At 53.0% G+C, this 16,348-nt stretch carries 11 protein-coding genes; 5 read left to right on the top strand and 6 right to left on the bottom strand.

Features of this window, described 5'->3' with window-relative positions; genetic code table 11:
• Positions 1–34: 34 nt before the first annotated feature.
• The 4 genes from VB741_RS02515 to VB741_RS02500 form a co-directional block, all read right to left on the bottom strand.
• Positions 35–1,165 (bottom strand): glycosyltransferase family 4 protein, encoded by a 1,131-nt coding sequence (locus VB741_RS02515; protein ID WP_323363566.1) that lies wholly within the window; start codon positions 1,163–1,165, stop codon positions 35–37.
• Between the two features lie 217 nt (positions 1,166–1,382).
• Complete coding sequence (locus VB741_RS02510) at positions 1,383–2,582, bottom strand: NAD-dependent epimerase/dehydratase family protein (protein ID WP_323363565.1); 1,200 nt, start codon at positions 2,580–2,582, stop codon at positions 1,383–1,385.
• 296 nt (positions 2,583–2,878) lie between these two features.
• A complete protein-coding gene (locus VB741_RS02505) occupies positions 2,879–4,090 on the bottom strand; it encodes an esterase-like activity of phytase family protein (protein ID WP_323363564.1) in 1,212 nt (403 codons plus the stop codon).
• Between the two features lie 43 nt (positions 4,091–4,133).
• Entirely contained in the window at positions 4,134–5,777 is a 1,644-nt protein-coding gene (locus VB741_RS02500) for a hypothetical protein (RefSeq protein ID WP_323363563.1), read from the bottom strand.
• A 534-nt stretch (positions 5,778–6,311) separates the two neighbouring features.
• Between VB741_RS02500 and VB741_RS02495 the strand changes: the two genes are divergently transcribed.
• On the top strand, positions 6,312–7,277 hold the full coding sequence (locus VB741_RS02495; RefSeq protein ID WP_323363562.1) for a phycobilisome rod-core linker polypeptide: 966 nt from the start codon (positions 6,312–6,314) through the stop codon (positions 7,275–7,277).
• Positions 7,278–7,565: 288 nt separating this feature from the next.
• Positions 7,566–8,807, top strand: a complete 1,242-nt coding sequence (locus VB741_RS02490; protein ID WP_323363561.1) for a hypothetical protein — start codon at positions 7,566–7,568, stop codon at positions 8,805–8,807.
• Positions 8,808–9,024: 217 nt separating this feature from the next.
• On the opposite strand, the gene VB741_RS02485 is transcribed toward VB741_RS02490, so the two are convergent.
• Together VB741_RS02485 and VB741_RS02480 are read right to left on the bottom strand one after the other, a co-directional pair.
• Positions 9,025–9,819, bottom strand: coding sequence for a glutathione S-transferase family protein (locus VB741_RS02485; RefSeq protein WP_323363560.1), 795 nt, complete (start codon positions 9,817–9,819; stop codon positions 9,025–9,027).
• 81 nt (positions 9,820–9,900) lie between these two features.
• Positions 9,901–10,683, bottom strand: a complete 783-nt coding sequence (locus tag VB741_RS02480) for a DUF4230 domain-containing protein (protein ID WP_323363559.1) — start codon at positions 10,681–10,683, stop codon at positions 9,901–9,903.
• Positions 10,684–10,912: 229 nt separating this feature from the next.
• On the opposite strand from VB741_RS02480, the gene VB741_RS02475 reads away from it, so the two are divergent.
• From VB741_RS02475 to VB741_RS02465, 3 genes are all read left to right on the top strand, one after another.
• Positions 10,913–11,320 carry a hypothetical protein gene (locus VB741_RS02475; protein ID WP_323363558.1) on the top strand — a complete coding sequence of 136 codons (408 nt, stop codon included), beginning with the start codon at positions 10,913–10,915 and terminating at the stop codon, positions 11,318–11,320.
• Positions 11,321–11,530: 210 nt separating this feature from the next.
• A complete protein-coding gene (locus tag VB741_RS02470) occupies positions 11,531–14,410 on the top strand; it encodes a CHAT domain-containing protein (RefSeq protein ID WP_323363557.1) in 2,880 nt (959 codons plus the stop codon).
• Positions 14,411–14,657: 247 nt separating this feature from the next.
• Positions 14,658–16,304 (top strand): NACHT domain-containing protein, encoded by a 1,647-nt coding sequence (locus tag VB741_RS02465; RefSeq protein ID WP_323363556.1) that lies wholly within the window; start codon positions 14,658–14,660, stop codon positions 16,302–16,304.
• Positions 16,305–16,348 lie beyond the last annotated feature (44 nt).

Raw genomic sequence — 16,348 nt, 5'->3', positions numbered from 1 at the left:
CATCAGGAAAAATGACTAAATCAATTTTGTTGTCTTAAGCCACCATGGGCACATCCATCGCCAACACCTCAGCATAGAAGGCTTGCAATTGTTGAGTTGCCCCGCGCCAGCCCCAGCGCTCCGCTTCCATGCGAGCATTCCGCCGCAGCAGATCATTCTCTGTCCGGGCTGCTAATAACCGCTGAGTTGCCTTAATGGCCCCTGCCTCGTCATGGGGGTCAAACAAGAACCCATTGGTGCCATCGGTGACAATATCTGGAATTCCCCCTGCATTGGCCGCCACCGTGGGACAGCCTGCGGCCATGGCCTCCAGCAACACCAGCCCCAGGGTCTCTGTGCGAGAGGGGAAGATAAACGCATCTCCAGACGCATAGGCAGAGGCCAATTCCTCACCCCCGAGATAGCCCACAAAATGAGTATGGGTCCCAGCAAAATGCTCCTCCAGTTCTTCCCGATAGGGACCATCCCCCACCAACGCCAGACGAGCATTGGGAATGGCTTCTAAAATCGGCTTGATCCGATCCACTTCCTTTTCCGCCGATAGACGGCCCACATATAGCAGTAACGGCGCATCGGCATGACCTTCACTCAGACGCTCCCGCATCTCCCGACTGGCCAAACTGGGACGGAATAAGTCCGTATCCACCCCCCGCTGCCACACCTTCACATTGGCAATGCCGTGTTCGGTGAGTTCCTGCTGCATGGCCGTAGAGGTACAGAGGTTGATGCGCGCATTATTGTGCACCGCCTTAAGCAGCTCCCACAACATGCCCTCAAACATGCCAAAACCATAGTGCTCCAGATACTTGGGCAGGTGAGTGTGGTAGGACGCCACCAGGGGAATCTCTAGAGCCTTGGCGTAGTACACCCCTGCCAACCCCAGCACAGCAGGATTGACCACATGGATCAAATCGGGGTTAAAAGCTTCTATCCCTTCACCGATGGAGGGCCGAGGTAGGGCTAACTTGAGCTCGGGATACAGGGGCATGGGAAAACCCGAGATCCCTTCAATTTTGGCTCCCTTATACTCCGTCAGGCCACCCTCTGGGCAAAACACGCATACCTCATCTCCCAGGGCCTGCAACTGCTCGACCGTGTGCTTGAGACGAGTGACAATACCATCGACCTTGGGGAGAAATGTTTCGGTAAACAGAGCAATGCGCATACGTTTGGCTGTAATGGAAGATGAATGTATCAAAAAATACTGGGCTGTAATTATTCAACCGCGAAATTGTCCCGGGCTCAAGCTTTCTCCACTTCGTTTTTGGGGCCAGTCCTGGGAGTCAACAAGGCCCCAACGATAAAGGCAGGGAATGGGGCCTGATTGCCCAAATCCCTGCCTTTTAACGGTTCTTTAACCTGCCTTTGCCATTTCAAACAGCTTAGCTAGCCGGAATGGGGGTGGGGACAGTAGCCATCTGTTTGCTCCACTTAGAGGTGCAGACAATCCTGGACCGATCACAGCGGTCTAGGTACTTCTTGGCGATTTCGGTAACTTCCAACATCAGGCCCTTGTCCAGCTGAGTAGGCTGCAGCCCCATGTCTAGGAAGCACTGGTTATCGACCAGCAGTTCGTTTTCGGCGGCTTCGTTGCGGGGATTTTCCATATACTGAATTTCAGCATTCGCCACATCGGCCACGATCCGAGCGAGGTCTCGCACCCGGTGGGTTTCAGTCATCTGGTTCAGAATTTTGACCCGGTCTCCCTTGGCGGGGGGATTATTGATGGCCAGTTCAACACAACGTACGGTGTCTTGAATGTGGATAAAGGCACGGGTTTGGCCACCGGTGCCATGCACCGTCAGGGGGTGGCCAATAGCGGCCTGCATCAGGAAGCGATTGAGCACGGTGCCGTAGTCGCCATCGTAGTCAAAGCGATTGATCAATCGCTCATCCATGGAGGTTTCTCGGGTGTTCGTACCCCATACGATGCCCTGGTGTAGGTCGGTGACCCGGACTTGGTCGTTCTTATTGTAGTAGGCAAAGAACAGCTGGTCTTGGGTCTTGGTCATGTGGTAGATACTGCCGGGGTTGGCCGGGTGCAGAATCTGTTTTTCGATCACTTTGCCGCTATCGGTCACCACCTGGATATCGAGATACCCTTCAGGGATTTTCATCCCAGCGGTGCCGTAACCATAGACGCCCATGGTGCCGAGGTGAACCACATGGATATCTAACTCGGATTCCACAATGGCGCAGAGGACATTGTTGGTGCCGTTGAGGTTGTTGTCGACGGTGTAGCGCTTGTGGCGAGACGACTTCATGGAGTAGGGGGCCGCCCGCTGTTCAGCAAAGTGAACAATCACATCGGGGGCATAGTCGCTAATCAGGTTTAAGAGTTTGTCATATTCCTGGGCGATATCGATATTAAAGAACTCAACCGTTTTGCCACTGATTTCTTGCCACGCCGACAGCCGGGTGGACATGGGGCTAATGGGAGTTAGGGAAGAAATTTCTAGTTCATTGTCAATATTGCGGCGGGATAGGTTATCGACAATAGCAACCTCATGACCTGCGTTTGATAGATGCAGTGCGGTGGGCCAGCCACAAAAGCCGTCTCCACCTAGTACGATTACTTTCATCCTTTAGCGCTTAAGCCTCCTTCATGATTAGCAAGAATTATACAGAATATGGGTATTAATCGTTGCCGTGGGTACGGAGACGGGGGGATGACCAAGGGCTGAATAGGACGACTAAGAAAACTAGGCAAAGCGCTAGGGGAATAGGCTTGGGCAATATCTTTCTGGGATGAAACAACGAAGCCAATTGTGTTTTTAATTCTTCTAGAAAAGAAAAATTATTTCCCAAATTTTGCTGCAATTTGCGGGGCAGGTTGCACCAAAATTTGGGGCATTTTTTGGGGCATTTTGCGGTGAATTTATAGACCCTTCAGTTTAAATAGCCAAACCTGGGTTTCTTGGCGCTGGTCAAAGTTATTATCACTGACCAGAATCAGGCTCTGGCTGCCGTCCCCCAGTCTGGGGCCTAGGGTCATGGCTTCCAGGTTGTCGGGGGCTAGGGGGGTGAGGTCGGCGACGAGCTGTTTACGAATGGGGGTGATGCCGCTGGTGTCGCCTTGGAGGGTTGCGATCGCACCCACATCACTCGCCACACCCATGGCTAGCTGATACAGCTTAATGGCCATCCCCTGTAGCCCAAAGGCCCGCTCCAGGGCGAGAAAATGTCCCCCCCCATCGATGGATAAAATTTCCGAGAGACCATTGACCAAGGCTCCGAGGGGAGCGGCATCCATGGCGTAAAAATGCTCTGAAATCAGAACAGTCTGGTTGGGGTCGATTAAATAATGGAGCCAGCGGTTTTTAAAAGGTATTTCGGGGTCAAGGTCTAGATCCTGGTATAGCGGTCCTTCGGTGGCGGCAAACAGCCGAAAGGGTTCATAGGAGCCGCCGGGGGCGCTGATGGTTAGGGCTTCGAAGCCGATGTTTTCTTGGATGCCCTGGGTTTGTCCGGCTGGGGCCGGGTCACCTGTGGCCGGGTCACCTGTGGCCTGGGCCAACAAATACCGATCCGGTACCCGAAAATCGGTTTTGAGCCGTCCCGTCTCTAGCTCAAACTCCTGCAGCCGAGGGGGGACTTGCTGGCGGGGGGAGCCTTCGCTGGAGACAATCAGACTGTTGCTGGGGGTGAGTACCAGGCCTTCTCCATCCAGGGGAGCCATGGAGTTACCGTCGCGGTCCGTTAGCTCGGTCACCGCCTCCACCGTAATGTTGTTGATGCCCGTAGGGCTCAGGTCCAGGTTCAGGGTGTAAAACCGGGGGCGTTGGCGATCGTCGGAGAGGGCGTAGAAGCGGCTGCGGTTGCGGTCATATGCGATCGCAGATAAACCACCCACCCGAGTCCCTTCAAATTCATCCATAGGCAGCACCCAATGATCCACCGCCTCCACGGACAGATCCAAAAACAGCCGTTCCTCCGCACTCACCTGAGGAAGGGTACAACTGGTCAGACCCAATACCAGGAACCCTAACCCGATCAAGATACCGAGCCAGTTGGTCCATTTACGGGTCCATTTCTGGGTCCATTCATCGACCCATTTTCCACCTCTGCCGCCTTGCCTAAACCCACCCATTAACCACGCCTCTGATCAAGCTCTCCCAGGGTAACAAAGAGATTCACGATGCGCTTGCCCCATTGGGGTCTTCCCACCACTCTTGCCAAGCAACAACATCGTAGCCAAACTGCTGCCCGGTCAAACTATGCAACGCACCGACAAAATCCCCCACTAACCACAGAGGATCGTCCTGGGTGGTCAACCGTTCCACCATCGCCCCGATCACGGCCCGATCTAGCGTCTCATTTTGTCGCCCCAACTGCCCAGCGACCCAGGCCGCCGCCGGGGCTGGATGCCAATATTTCTCCCGGTCATTGGCCGGTTCAGTCCAGGGCGCTTGCAATAAATCCAGGGGCACCTGGCCATGGCCATTTAGGCCCATGGCCCAGAGCAAATACCACTGGGTGACATCGGTGGCCAAGACCGAAACCTTATTTTCAAACACCTGGGCCGATTCGACCGGCAGGGGTGTTTGGAGGTATTGGGCCAGCTGGTGACCTACCGCTGGGTCATGGGTCAGACCCAGGGGCATTAAGGCCGTTGCCAAAACCGCTTGGGCATTCCCTCCGGTGTAGGTGGTCGGGTCACTCAATACTGTTTCCACCTGGGCCAATAGGCTGGCTATAGGTTGGGCCGGGTCTTCCGATGCCACCATCGGCTGCGGCATTGCCACCAGGGCCTGTTCCCCATCGGCCCGCTGCCCATCGCTAGCTGCCACCGGGGCTCCAGCGCCCCCGGTCGGTGAGGGTCCCCACAATACCCCTTGGCCATCGTCCCCCTGGCCCCCCACATAGACCTGCCCCCCATGCACGGCCACATCCAACGGTCGCAGGGTGGTAAATTGCTGCACCGCTGCCCAGGTCAGCCCGTCTTCACTGCGCCACAGATAGCCCGCCCCTGGGGTAGAACTAATCGCCCACAGCACCTGGTCCGTAGCGGCAAAGGCACTAATCCGATAGCCATCGAGGGCCATCACCGGGGCTGTGTGCTCCCCATCGGTGCGCCATACCCCATAGCTGTCATCAGGATTTTGGTTGACGCCATAGACATGGCCCTGAAACGCCGTGAGTGCCTTTACCCGTTTGCCATTGGGCCAACTGTTGACGGGTTTAAAATCAGCAGCTTGGGCCAGGGCCTTGTCCCACCGTAAAACCTTACTGCCCTGTTCATGGACCGCCATCACCTCAGCAAATAGCTGATCGCCGGAGGATACCAAGTTAGTCACCCGACTCACCCGACGGGCGGGGGTGGGATACCCATAGACCAGCCCCCAGGTTTTGCCCCCATCCGATGAGCGCTGCACTCCACCGCTCCAGGCCCCCGTCGATGCCCACAGAGCATCCCCATGGCTGGCCATGGCATGGACATGAAACGCTTCCCCCTGAGGCAGAATATGCCATTGCCACTGGTCCCCATTGGTGACCATATATTCCCCTAAGTCCGCTGAAAAGCGGGGGTCTTCAAACGGCCAGTACAGCAAACCATCCGCCACCACGGGGTGTCCGGCCCCTTGACTAAAGAGATGCTGTTCCAGCCGGGTATCCCCGGTAACCGGCCCATAGCTGTAAATATCGGCGGAGTTGTGGTTATTAAAAAACACGCTGTTGGCAAACCACAGCCGATTGCCATAGCTGATCAGATGATTGACCTCGGCCCAATGCCCTGGCTGGCTGAGGGGGACCAGGGGCTGGGCCAGCTCAGCCACGTTCACTACTACCCCGTTCACCCCTGGTTGCGAAACAGCTGAACGGGGCTGACAGCCAACCAGCGTCAACCCTAGACCCAGAACTAACCAAAGGAAGTACCTTTTAAACCTAGAAAATCCTATGGAAGTCATATTTTTTAAGTTTTGTAACGTTTTTAATCTTTCGAATATAAAAACTCAAGGGTCTAGCTCTCTGTCCGTGGGTTGAAATTGGATTTGCTTGCGGATAAACTGTTTCTGCTAAAGCCTGATGAAAGCTTTTGGAAGCAGGGGTTTCAGGTAATAGACCCCGGCCCCGGCCTCAGGCATAGGTAAGGCTAAATGTATCCCATTCTAGGTTCATTGACGGGACGCATAGGCACTGATAGAATTTTCTCTGTATCCTATGTCCTGTTTGGGTTTCAAACGCATTTGTCCATGCATTTGTCCATGGGGTAAGTAGGGCAAAAAACACAGTCTTGACGACATCGAACCCAGTTCGGTTACTTAGGATCGTACAGCTATTAAAAATTGTCTTTTCTTGGGGCTTTAAAAATGCTTAAAGGGTTATCTGGCATCTTAGAAAAATCTAAGAGTCTCAAGTTGCCAGGGCTGAGTCAAACTGTACCCACTCAAACGAAAGATGTCAGTGAGCCCAACGCTGTAGCTGCTCCTGCCCCCGTTCAGTCCCCCGCGACAACCTCTGTCGCTGGGGATAAAGACCAAGAACAGGCTTGGACCGAAGCTGAAATCAAGATTAAAGCTATAGCGACCAAGTATCGGGCTGCCTATGCCGGTCTGGCGGCAACAGAAGCAATTGGGAATGCTTTGTCGGTGGAGAATGGCGATCTCGTCATTGCCGCCGCCTATAAGCAGGTGTTTGGTAACGCCCACCTGATGGAAAGTGAGCGCTGTGTGAAGGCCGAATCCCAGGTGCGGAGTGGGGATATCACGGTGCTTGAGTTTATTCGCCAACTCGCTAAGTCTGATCACTACAGATCCCTGTTCTGGGAAAAGCATCCCAATGTTACGGCCATTGAGCTGAATTTTAAGCATCTGCTGGGTCGGCCCCCTGAAAGCTATGCTGAGATTTCTGAGCATATCCAAATTATTGCAGCGGGTGGGTTTGAGGCCGAGATTGATTCCTATTTAGATAGTGATGAATATCTCCAAACCTTTGGCACGATGTTTGTGCCCTATCTCCGGGGGTATGACACCCAGATTGGGCGGAACTCCGTTGGTTTCTCCCGTTCGTTTTCCCTATTTGGCACTGCCTGTGGCAGTGATAAATCTAGGTTTGGCGGTGATGCCCCTGGCCTAAAGCCAAATCTGCTGGCCGATGCCCCCGGTGGGCTGCCTGCCCTTAGAGACATTCCTAATTACTCTGCTGAGGAATTGGTGGCACGGGGTATTATGTCTGCCCCTCGTGCTCCCCGTGTACCGAAGGAACTATACGCTATTGCTAGGGGGCTATTGGCGGAAATGGCCGAGCGGAAAGGAAGCCCCATTGCCAATTACTAGGGTGCTATCCCCTGGAGCAGCTGGTTGCTCACCCTAGCTTTCTGGTGAGTCTGGCTAAACCCTGCCTAAAATTCGAGCCAAAGTGGCTGATCGCTCCATCGGTGATCAGCCATTTTTTTATGCTTTTATATTGATTACTTCGGGGTACTTCGGCTAACTTCGCTCCACGACGTACCCACTACGATAGGTTCTGGTCACTGCAAGTCACTCATGGGGGATGCAAAATACCCTCGGGCACAATGGGAAAATCCAAGACTCTCCATGGGGATGCAATTGCCCCTTGATGCCATGTTGACTAAACTGTTTCGTTTTCTGCGACGTTTTTTACATCGAACTCGGACCATCAATAATGAGCCCCTGAATCGGGTCAGTTTGGTGGTGATTGTTCTGATCGATATTGTTATCCTGTCCAATGTGTTTATGGGCTTAAATGATATTGCCCAGTGGCCCCTGGCTCCTGCAAATGCCTATCCTTGCTATAGCGAGTGGAGTGACTATCGTAGCCAGACCGATGAGAATAAGGCCTTTGAGCGGGACTTGGGGATTGTTCGGCTGGCGGCTAGCCTCAATCCTGACCCCAATATTGATGGTTTTCAGCAACAGTTTCGGCAACAGGGCATCGATCATTTAGGGCAGGTGAGTCCGGTTTGCTTGCAATATGGGCAGGTGAAGGATGCCATTCGTGGGACCGATACGGCCAATCTGTTGCAGGGAATGGTGAAGAAGGAAGATGCGATCGCAACCCTAGAAAACAAAAATTCCACCCTGCGCCAAGAATATGATTCCACCTTGCTAGAGGAGATTGCTGGGCAGCCTCGGGACCAGTCGATCAACCAGGTTGGTGCGGCGGGGGTGAAGACCGCCCTAGCGGAGAATGATGCCAAAATTAAGACCCTAAAAGCTGAAATCTTAGCTTTAAAGCAGGCTCTCCTGGCAAAGCCGGAAAGTGCGGCGTTTTTAGCGTTGCTCCAGCAGGATGGCCAGTTCCAAACGGTGAAGCATGAATATAACCGGGCCACATTTTGGTATCCCAGTAAGCAGCTGGCATTCCAGGGGATTTTCTTGGTACCGCTAATTCTGATTGCCTTTGGCGTTTACACCGTCGCCCAGCGTCAGCGCCATGGCTTAATTGCCTTGATTAGCTGGCATCTGCTGGTGATCTTTTTTATCCCGTTGATCCTCAAGGTATTTGAGTTTTTACAGGCGGGGGTGATCTTTAGTCTTGTTTTTGACCTGGTTACTGCCCTCTTTGGCCGCCTGTTGTTTTTGGTCAGCTACATTTATATTGTGCTGATTCCGTTGGTGGGCTTTGGCATCATTAAATTTGCCCAACGGTTTATGTTTAATCCGAAGCTACAGGCGGCGAGTCGGGTGCAAAAGTCTCGCTGTATTAAATGTGCCAAGAAGATTAAGGCCCATGATGACCATTGCCCCCACTGTGGTTACCAGCAGCATCGGGAATGTGGGCATTGTCATCAGCTGACCTATAAGTTTTTACCCTATTGCAGTCACTGCGGGGCCGCCAATTAGTTAACGTCGATTTTTGAGGGTAACCACTGCGGGCCGCCAATTAATCAATAACGATTTTTGAGGGTAACCACTGCGGGCCGCCCATTAGTTAACGCTAATTTTTGAGGGTGACCACTGCGGGCCGCCCATTAGTTAACGCTAATTTTTGAGGGTGACCACTGCGGGCCGCCCATTAGTTAACGCTAATTTTTGAGGGTAACTACTGCGGGGCCGCGAATTAATCAATACCGATTCTCACGGGGCCGCTGCCAGCATCCTTAGGGGGGATGGAACGCTCTATGCGATAGTCCGCATAGAGCTGGTCGCGCCAAGCCCAGAAGCGCTCATATTCCGGGGCATCCGCCAGACCGGGGACGCCCTTTTCCCCTAGGCCCGAGGGGAGGTCGACGTAGCGCTGGGCGGGGAACTTGAGGTACATGGAAATCCCCGCCACGGCAAAGTCTGCCAGGGTGGGCTCACCGTTGACCAGGTAGGGATGCACCGCCAGGATGGCACAGATGGAGGAGAGGGCCTGGTGCAAACTGAGGGTGGCGGCCTTAATGTCATCGGGACCAAAGCCGATGCCCGTGCCGAGCAGGTTGAGGAAATCTCCCGGAACGGCGCTGACCAGACCCTTGATCACCTCGGGGGTGGAGGCGGGTAACAGGGCGGTACGAAAGCTGGGGTGCTGGCTAAAGGCCCCGATCATCACTTTGCGGGCGTTGGGACCAATGGACTCGTCGGCCCAGTCTTCGAGCATGAGGCACAGACCGCGCATGGCTGCATCGGCGGGCAGGATGGGGCGGGCAGGATAGGTGGCGTCTAGGTAGGTTGCGATCGCAGTGGAATCCGCCACCACCGTCTCCCCATCCTTCAGCACCGGCACCTGGCGCTGGCCCGACAGCCGATACAGCTCCACCTGTCCCATCCCAGGCGTGACCTCCACCGCTTTATAGGGCAGCTGTTTATAATCCAAAATCAGCCGGACCTTTTCACAGTAGTGGGACGCTTCAAACTGGTATAGCTCTAGCATGGGGTAATGATTAAATGGTTCCTAAACTTGGCATTGATACCCTTGTACCTCAAAACCAAGCGCTCAAAACCCAAAACTCCCTTAAGAGCAGCCTACCGGTGCCGCCACCTGCACCGTCAAATTTTCATAGCCCAAGGGTGTCAGCAGCTGCCGCATGGTTACCTCAGCCCGTTCGCTAGCCATGGTTAAAATCCCCTCATCACAGGCTCCCTGGCGAATCCGCTTGAGGGCTTCCTGCTGAGCCAGGGTTTGCAATTCCGGGGCCCGGTCTGGCCCCAGTTGCAAAAAGCCCCGGTCATAGTCATACACTTCCGAACGGGCCACATCTAGCTTGCTGTCCAATATTTTGGGCGCAGGCAGGTTGACCACCAAGCTAGGCGGCAGATCGTCCCCATTCTCAATCACCTCAATATTCTCTTCACTGATGGCACCGAGGTCGATACCCGCCCGCACTTCTCCATGGGCCATATACAGTAAATTCGTCTGACCAATCACATAGTTACCCACCTTGCGGTTGCTCTCCGTGGGTACCACCGTCTGCATCGAAAAAATGGCCGTGGTCAGCTCACTGGCTCCCTTCACCTGCTCCACCACCAAGGTGCGCACGTCCACCTTATCCTCCGGCGGTTTTGGCGTGAACATCAGTTTCACCCCATCCATAAACTGCTCCCCGGTGCGCCACATGCCGTAGCCCGTCACCGCTGCCACCACCAAGCCACCCCCCAGGACGACCATGGACAGCATGGACCCAATCTGCCCTAGCCCTGGTGGCCGGGAGGGTGGATTCCCCAGCTTATCCTTCTGCTGCTGGCCTGCCTGACGATTGCGGCTGCGGTTAGCAACCCGAGGGGGACGAGTAAACATGACACCGACCTAGAACGCTAGGGATGATTCTAGCGTCTGTTGTCAAGAATGCACGGCCCATGCACCCAGTTATCTCAGATTCCACACATTGGCTGAGGCCATCCCTGGCCAACATACCCAAGTAAACCCGCCGTATCCCTGGCAAAAGCGTCTCCCCAGCCAACGATTTTGCCAGGGATACGCGATAAGGTGTATACAACTATGCCGACATTGCTGATATTGCCGACCTATGACCGCCTCTTCCCGTGAAACGAATCAACAACGCCTTCAACTATTTCGGAACAACCTGCTCAAACTCCACAAGCTGCTTTTAGAGTCAGAGCGCGTCCGCTACGAGCAAGCCAATGGTCCGATCAAAAATAAGGGTGAATTCTTTCAACTCGTCATCAGTGACGATGCCTTTGGCTGGCTCCGTCCCATTTCTAAATTTATTGTGCAAATCGATGAGTTTACAAGTGCAAAAGAGCCCTCAGAAAACCCTGAGGAAACAGCAGCTATTTTGTTGGAAAAAGGACGGCTAATGATGAAGCCGGATGAATATGCCGTCACCCCCCTGGCTGCCAAGTATTTTGAGGCAATTCAGGCCGATCCCGACGTGGCCCTGATGAATGCGGAAATTACCAAAGTCTTTCGCTAGGTGCTGTTAATCAATCCCCCAATGGCTTTGGTATGCCCCCCTTTGCCAGGGGGATGGGGGACTCCTTAACATTCATTGGTTTTGCCGATCCTCCTCCATCCCCCCTGTAAATAAAGGGGGAAGCCAGGGAATTCATGCAGTTAATCATTAACAACTCCTGAGCGGCCCAATTTTTACCCCGTATCCTGACCAAGGAGTGATTCATCCCCCATGGGCACTATGCATCGTTTGCGGCGTCTCAGTCTCCGCCGTTGGATAGGATTGAGCTTGTTGGCCATCCTGACCATGGTCACCGTTTTATCCACGACGTTGTCCGCCTCTGCCCAGGATACGATCCTCCACCTCTCTGGCGCACTGACGGACACCGATGCTCAGTTTGCCAGCGACAATAGCCGCTACGACGCCTATACCTTTGAAGGTAAAGAGGGGCAAACAGTTTTACTGTCCCTGGCCAGTGTCAACTTTGATAGCTATCTGATTTTGTTAAGTCCAGATGGCGAGCCAGTGGCTGAAAATGACGACGTCAGCCCTTTTTCTCGCCATGCCCAAATTTTGAGCCGCTTACCCCAAGCAGGCACCTATACGGTCTACGCCAATGCCCAGGATGCTGCCGGACGGGGGGCCTATGAATTGAAGATTAGTCACTTGTCTGCAGCCGCCTATGACCTTCAGCAACAGGCGCTTTCCCATCAGATTGAGGGTGAAACCGCATTTTTGCAAAATGATTACACCACTGCAGTCACCCAATTGGAAACAGCCCTGAAGCTATACCGACAAACGCCGCATCCACCCAGCATTGCCGCCACCTTAAATATTTTGGCTCGGGTCTACTTGATTGTTGGCCGCACAGACCCGATTTTACCCGCCTACGAAGAGTCCCTTGGGATTTATCAGCAGCTCAACCGTGAGGGGGATGCGGTCAGGGTCTTGAACAATATGGGGAGTTTTTTCTATAGCCAGAGTAACTATCCGTCTGCCTTAGCCACCTATGAAAGGGCATTGGCCATAGCTCAGAATCAACAGGATGTGGATGCTGAAGCCTCTCTCCTGGGGCACATAGGACTGGTGCTGACGGATGTGGGACAATTGCCCCAGGCCCTCACCTTACTAGAGCAGGCCCTGGCGTTGAAAACAGCCATCAACGATCAGGAGGGGATCAGCGCCGTCCTAAATAACCTGGGCCGGATTTATGATCTTTTAGGACAATTTGACCGCGCCCTAGACTACATGAAACGCTCTCTGGAATTCTCCCAACAGCTGGGTAACCGCCAAAGTATAAGCCTTTCCTTAGCGAATATTGGTGCGGTGTACCAAAGTCGCAAGGATTATGATCAGGCCATTGACTATTACCAACAAGCCTTGGCCATTCAGCAGGAGATTGAGGATCCCTTTGGCAAAGCCTTGGCCCTGAACAATTTGGGCACCACCTACGATAAACTTGGGCGGCTGGACGAGGCCCTAGAGCTGTTTCAACAGTCACTGCAGATATTTCAAGATTTGGGGAACCAATCCGCCATTGGGCGAAACCTGAGTAATATAGGTCTGATCTACTTTCAGTTAGGTCAGGAAGAACAGGCGGAAACCTATTATCAAAGGGGGCTGTCCCAGGTCCAAGCGGTGGGAGACCGCTATGCAGAAGCTTTGATTTTAGAGCACCTGGCAGAGCTGCGATGGCAGTTTAAGCGGTATGACGATGCTGAACCATTGGTGCGGCAGGCGATATTGATTCTCGATCAACTGCGGGACCAAAAGCTCTCCGATGCCGATAAGGTGGCTATTTTTGATCTACAACAGAAAACCTATCAGGCTCTGCAATACATTTTGATTAAACAGGATCGGGGAGAAGCGGCGCTGATCGCAGCTGAACAAGGGCGAGCCCGAGCCTTTGCTGAGTTGATTACCCAAAATAGTAATCTTCCTCTGCCGACGGTGGATGACAGTTTAGATGGTCAGGCGATTCGAAAAATTGCCCAACAACAGCAGGCTACCATTGTGGAGTATACGATCTTAGACCAGCTGGATGTGGCGGACCAATATTATGCTTGGGTGATTACGCCCCAGGGTGACCTGACCCTAAGGTCATTGTTGGTCAATGAGGCTAACCTGGATGAGGCGATCGATCTGGATCAATTGGTCTCGCTCACTCGGGGCGAGCTCGGGGATAGTCACCGGGGCTGGGTTGCTACCCAGGCTGGCTTTCAAACCATAGTCAATCCGGGGCAGGGGTATCGAAAACTGTACCAGCAGCTGATTGAGCCCCTTGAGGATCTGTTGCCCACGGATCCGATGGAGCAGGTTGTTTTGGTGCCCCAGGGGAATTTGTTTTTAGTCCCTTTCCCAGCGTTAAAGTCTAGCGAGGGAGAGTATTTAATTGCTGAACATACGCTGCAGACCATACCGTCCATACAGGTGCTAGATCTGACTCAACAGTTACAGACCGCAGCCCAGGCGACGACGTCTGCTCAAGACATGTTGGTGGTGGGTAATCCGATTATGCCCAGCATTTGGCAGGCGGATGGGGATCTCCCCTTGCCTCCTCTGCCAGGGGCGCAGGAGGAGGCCCAATCGGTGGCGGCACTGCTCAAAACAGAAGCCCTATTGGGCGCTCAGGCCACTGAAAAACAGATTAAACAGCGGTCCTTAACCGCTCGGGTGATTCACTTAGCCACCCATGGGTTGTTGGACTATGGTGACCCGAGAGAATCGGGGGTGAGGGATATGCCAGGTGCGATCGCACTCACCCCCTCCGACGGTGAAGACGGTTTACTCACCTCGGCAGAAATCCTCAACTTGGACTTAACCGCAGAGTTAGTTGTGCTGAGTGCCTGTGATACGGGGCGGGGAGACATTACCAGCGATGGCGTTTTAGGGTTATCGCGATCGCTGATCACTGCCGGTGTACCTAATGTGATTGTCTCCCTTTGGGCGATTCCAGACACACCCACAGCGGATCTGATGACCGCCTTTTATGAACAACTCAACGCCGGACTGGATAAGGCCCAAGCCCTGCGTCAGGCCATGCTACAGGTGCAAGCAGACTATCCGAATCCTCGGGATTGGTCCGGCTTTACGTTGATTGGTCCAGCCTAGGATGCCAGATATTGGTGTGAGCGCACCGGAACTCTAGCTAACCCGCCACCCGCTACGCCATTATCTTGTCCAGACGCCACCAAAGCCACCTGTTTTACAAATAGCGCTTAACCGGCCAGCTGAGTCAATTTGCAATTCCATTGTGAAATCTGTATTTAAACGCAATTTCAAAGCCTCAACCCACCAAGATAATTTAGAATCGCTCTAAATCCCCCTTACTTTGCCTGAAAATTCCACCTAACTGTCTATGTCTAATGCCATATTGCTGCTAAAAGCCATAGGTCCCGCTCTGGCTCAGGGGCTGCTAACTGCTTTTGACGTTAAGTCTAAATTGGCTAATGCTGTTGAGCCTAAGACTATAGCTACGGTGACCCGTGATGTTTTAACGCCTTCAGCAAACAGTCAGGATACATCAGGGCAAATAGAGGCCATGGCCAAGCAAATGGCCAATGCTATTCGTCCATTAGTTGAAGGCCAAAATAGGCAGGTTTCGATAGCGAGTCGAGATTCGATTTTGTTTGGGTTGGCACAGACACTGTTAGAAGCTGGCCTGACACAAACGGGTCTGGCGGAGATGAATTTTGATGTAGATGCACTGGAGCAGCATCTGCTCAAAGCAAATCCAGGGGTGGATCGTGATTTTTCGGCAGCGGAGCAGGCGATATACCGTCAGACAGTGAGAATGGCGAGTCAGCACCTGATTGAGGCTGCATCGACGGTGGAGGGGTACGAGCAGGCAAAGACCACCGCAGTTTTGCAGCGGTTGGCAGCAATTTCTAAACAGCTAGGGATAGCGCGGGATCTAGCGATTCAATCAGCAGATCAGTTTGTGGAACGCTATCGCGGCGTAGTCCAGGATGAACTAGATCGTCTGGAGGTATTTGGCTTACCTCGAATGGATCGGTTAACCAGCCAGCAAAGACTAAGTATGGCTTATATTACTCTGTCAGCCAGTGGGGTGATGGATGAGGACGATAATGAAACTATTTCTGCACTCAAAAGAAGTCATCAAGAGATCGAGGGAGATTGGGCAGGGAAAGGGCTTAAGCGGACTTTAGACCAGGTGGATAAGGCCATGGGTGACTGTCGGCGACTGGTGATTCGGGGTGGGGCGGGGGCAGGTAAAAGTACCCTGATGCAGTGGCTAGCAGTACGGGCCGCCAGTATGGAGTTTGAGGGACATCTGGAAGCTTGGAATATTAAAATTCCATTTTTTATTCGTCTCCGGAGTCTAGTCGGTGAAGACTTTCCTGCGCCTGAACAGTTTCCGGCATTGATTGCCAAAAATATTGCTGCCCAAATGCCAGATAACTGGGTGCATAAATACTTGGAGCGTGGACAGGCACTGGTATTGATTGATGGTGTAGATGAGCTGCCACGCAAAACCCGAGAAGTTTTCTTTAAAGCATTACAAACGTTGGTACGAGACTTTCCACAGGCAACCTATATTGTTACCTCTCGACCTTCTGGTCTGAAAAGTGAGGAAGGGGGTGTTTGGGAAGAATGGGAAGACTGGGTTGGCAACCAAAAATTTAAGAATTTGACGTTGGAGCCGATGACGGCAGCCAATGTGGAAGCGTTTGTGAATCGTTGGCACGCGGCATTTTCACAAGCTCGGTCGGATAATTCATTCGTAAGTAATCTGCTCTCAAATTTGAGTCAGAGTCCCGAGCAAACAGCAGAGAAATTAAATCGTCAGTTACAACAGCGTCCAGAGCTAATGCGGTTAGCATCAACTCCATTACTCTGTGCAATGATTTGCGCATTACACCTGGAACGATTAGAAAATCTACCCAGTGAAAGGTTAGAACTCTATGGGCGTAACCGGTCTCGCGCTCTAACTCAAGCAAACAGGGGCCAATCGACTGCACCGAGTAGGTTTCGGTGTGGATAAAGGCGTTCAGTTTCATGCTGAATGCGAAAATGAGTAAACGCTTG

The organism is Leptothoe sp. PORK10 BA2 (assembly GCF_034932105.1).
Lineage (GTDB): Bacteria > Cyanobacteriota > Cyanobacteriia > Phormidesmidales > Phormidesmidaceae > Leptothoe.
This window is presented reverse-complemented; position numbering and strand designations above follow the sequence as displayed.

Bases quoted from the DNA above. Each gene is read 5' to 3' on its own strand.
- VB741_RS02505 (WP_323363564.1), bottom strand. From the start codon at position 4,090: ATGGGTGGGTTTAGGCAAGGCGGCAGAGGTGGAAAATGGGTCGATGAA.
- VB741_RS02470 (WP_323363557.1), top strand. From the start codon at position 11,531: ATGGGCACTATGCATCGTTTGCGGCGTCTCAGTCTCCGCCGTTGGATA.
- VB741_RS02465 (WP_323363556.1), top strand. From the start codon at position 14,658: ATGTCTAATGCCATATTGCTGCTAAAAGCCATAGGTCCCGCTCTGGCT.
- VB741_RS02475 (WP_323363558.1), top strand. From the start codon at position 10,913: ATGACCGCCTCTTCCCGTGAAACGAATCAACAACGCCTTCAACTATTT.
- VB741_RS02480 (WP_323363559.1), bottom strand. From the start codon at position 10,683: ATGTTTACTCGTCCCCCTCGGGTTGCTAACCGCAGCCGCAATCGTCAG.
- VB741_RS02495 (WP_323363562.1), top strand. From the start codon at position 6,312: ATGCTTAAAGGGTTATCTGGCATCTTAGAAAAATCTAAGAGTCTCAAG.
- VB741_RS02510 (WP_323363565.1), bottom strand. From the start codon at position 2,582: ATGAAAGTAATCGTACTAGGTGGAGACGGCTTTTGTGGCTGGCCCACC.
- VB741_RS02485 (WP_323363560.1), bottom strand. From the start codon at position 9,819: ATGCTAGAGCTATACCAGTTTGAAGCGTCCCACTACTGTGAAAAGGTC.
- VB741_RS02490 (WP_323363561.1), top strand. From the start codon at position 7,566: ATGTTGACTAAACTGTTTCGTTTTCTGCGACGTTTTTTACATCGAACT.
- VB741_RS02515 (WP_323363566.1), bottom strand. From the start codon at position 1,165: ATGCGCATTGCTCTGTTTACCGAAACATTTCTCCCCAAGGTCGATGGT.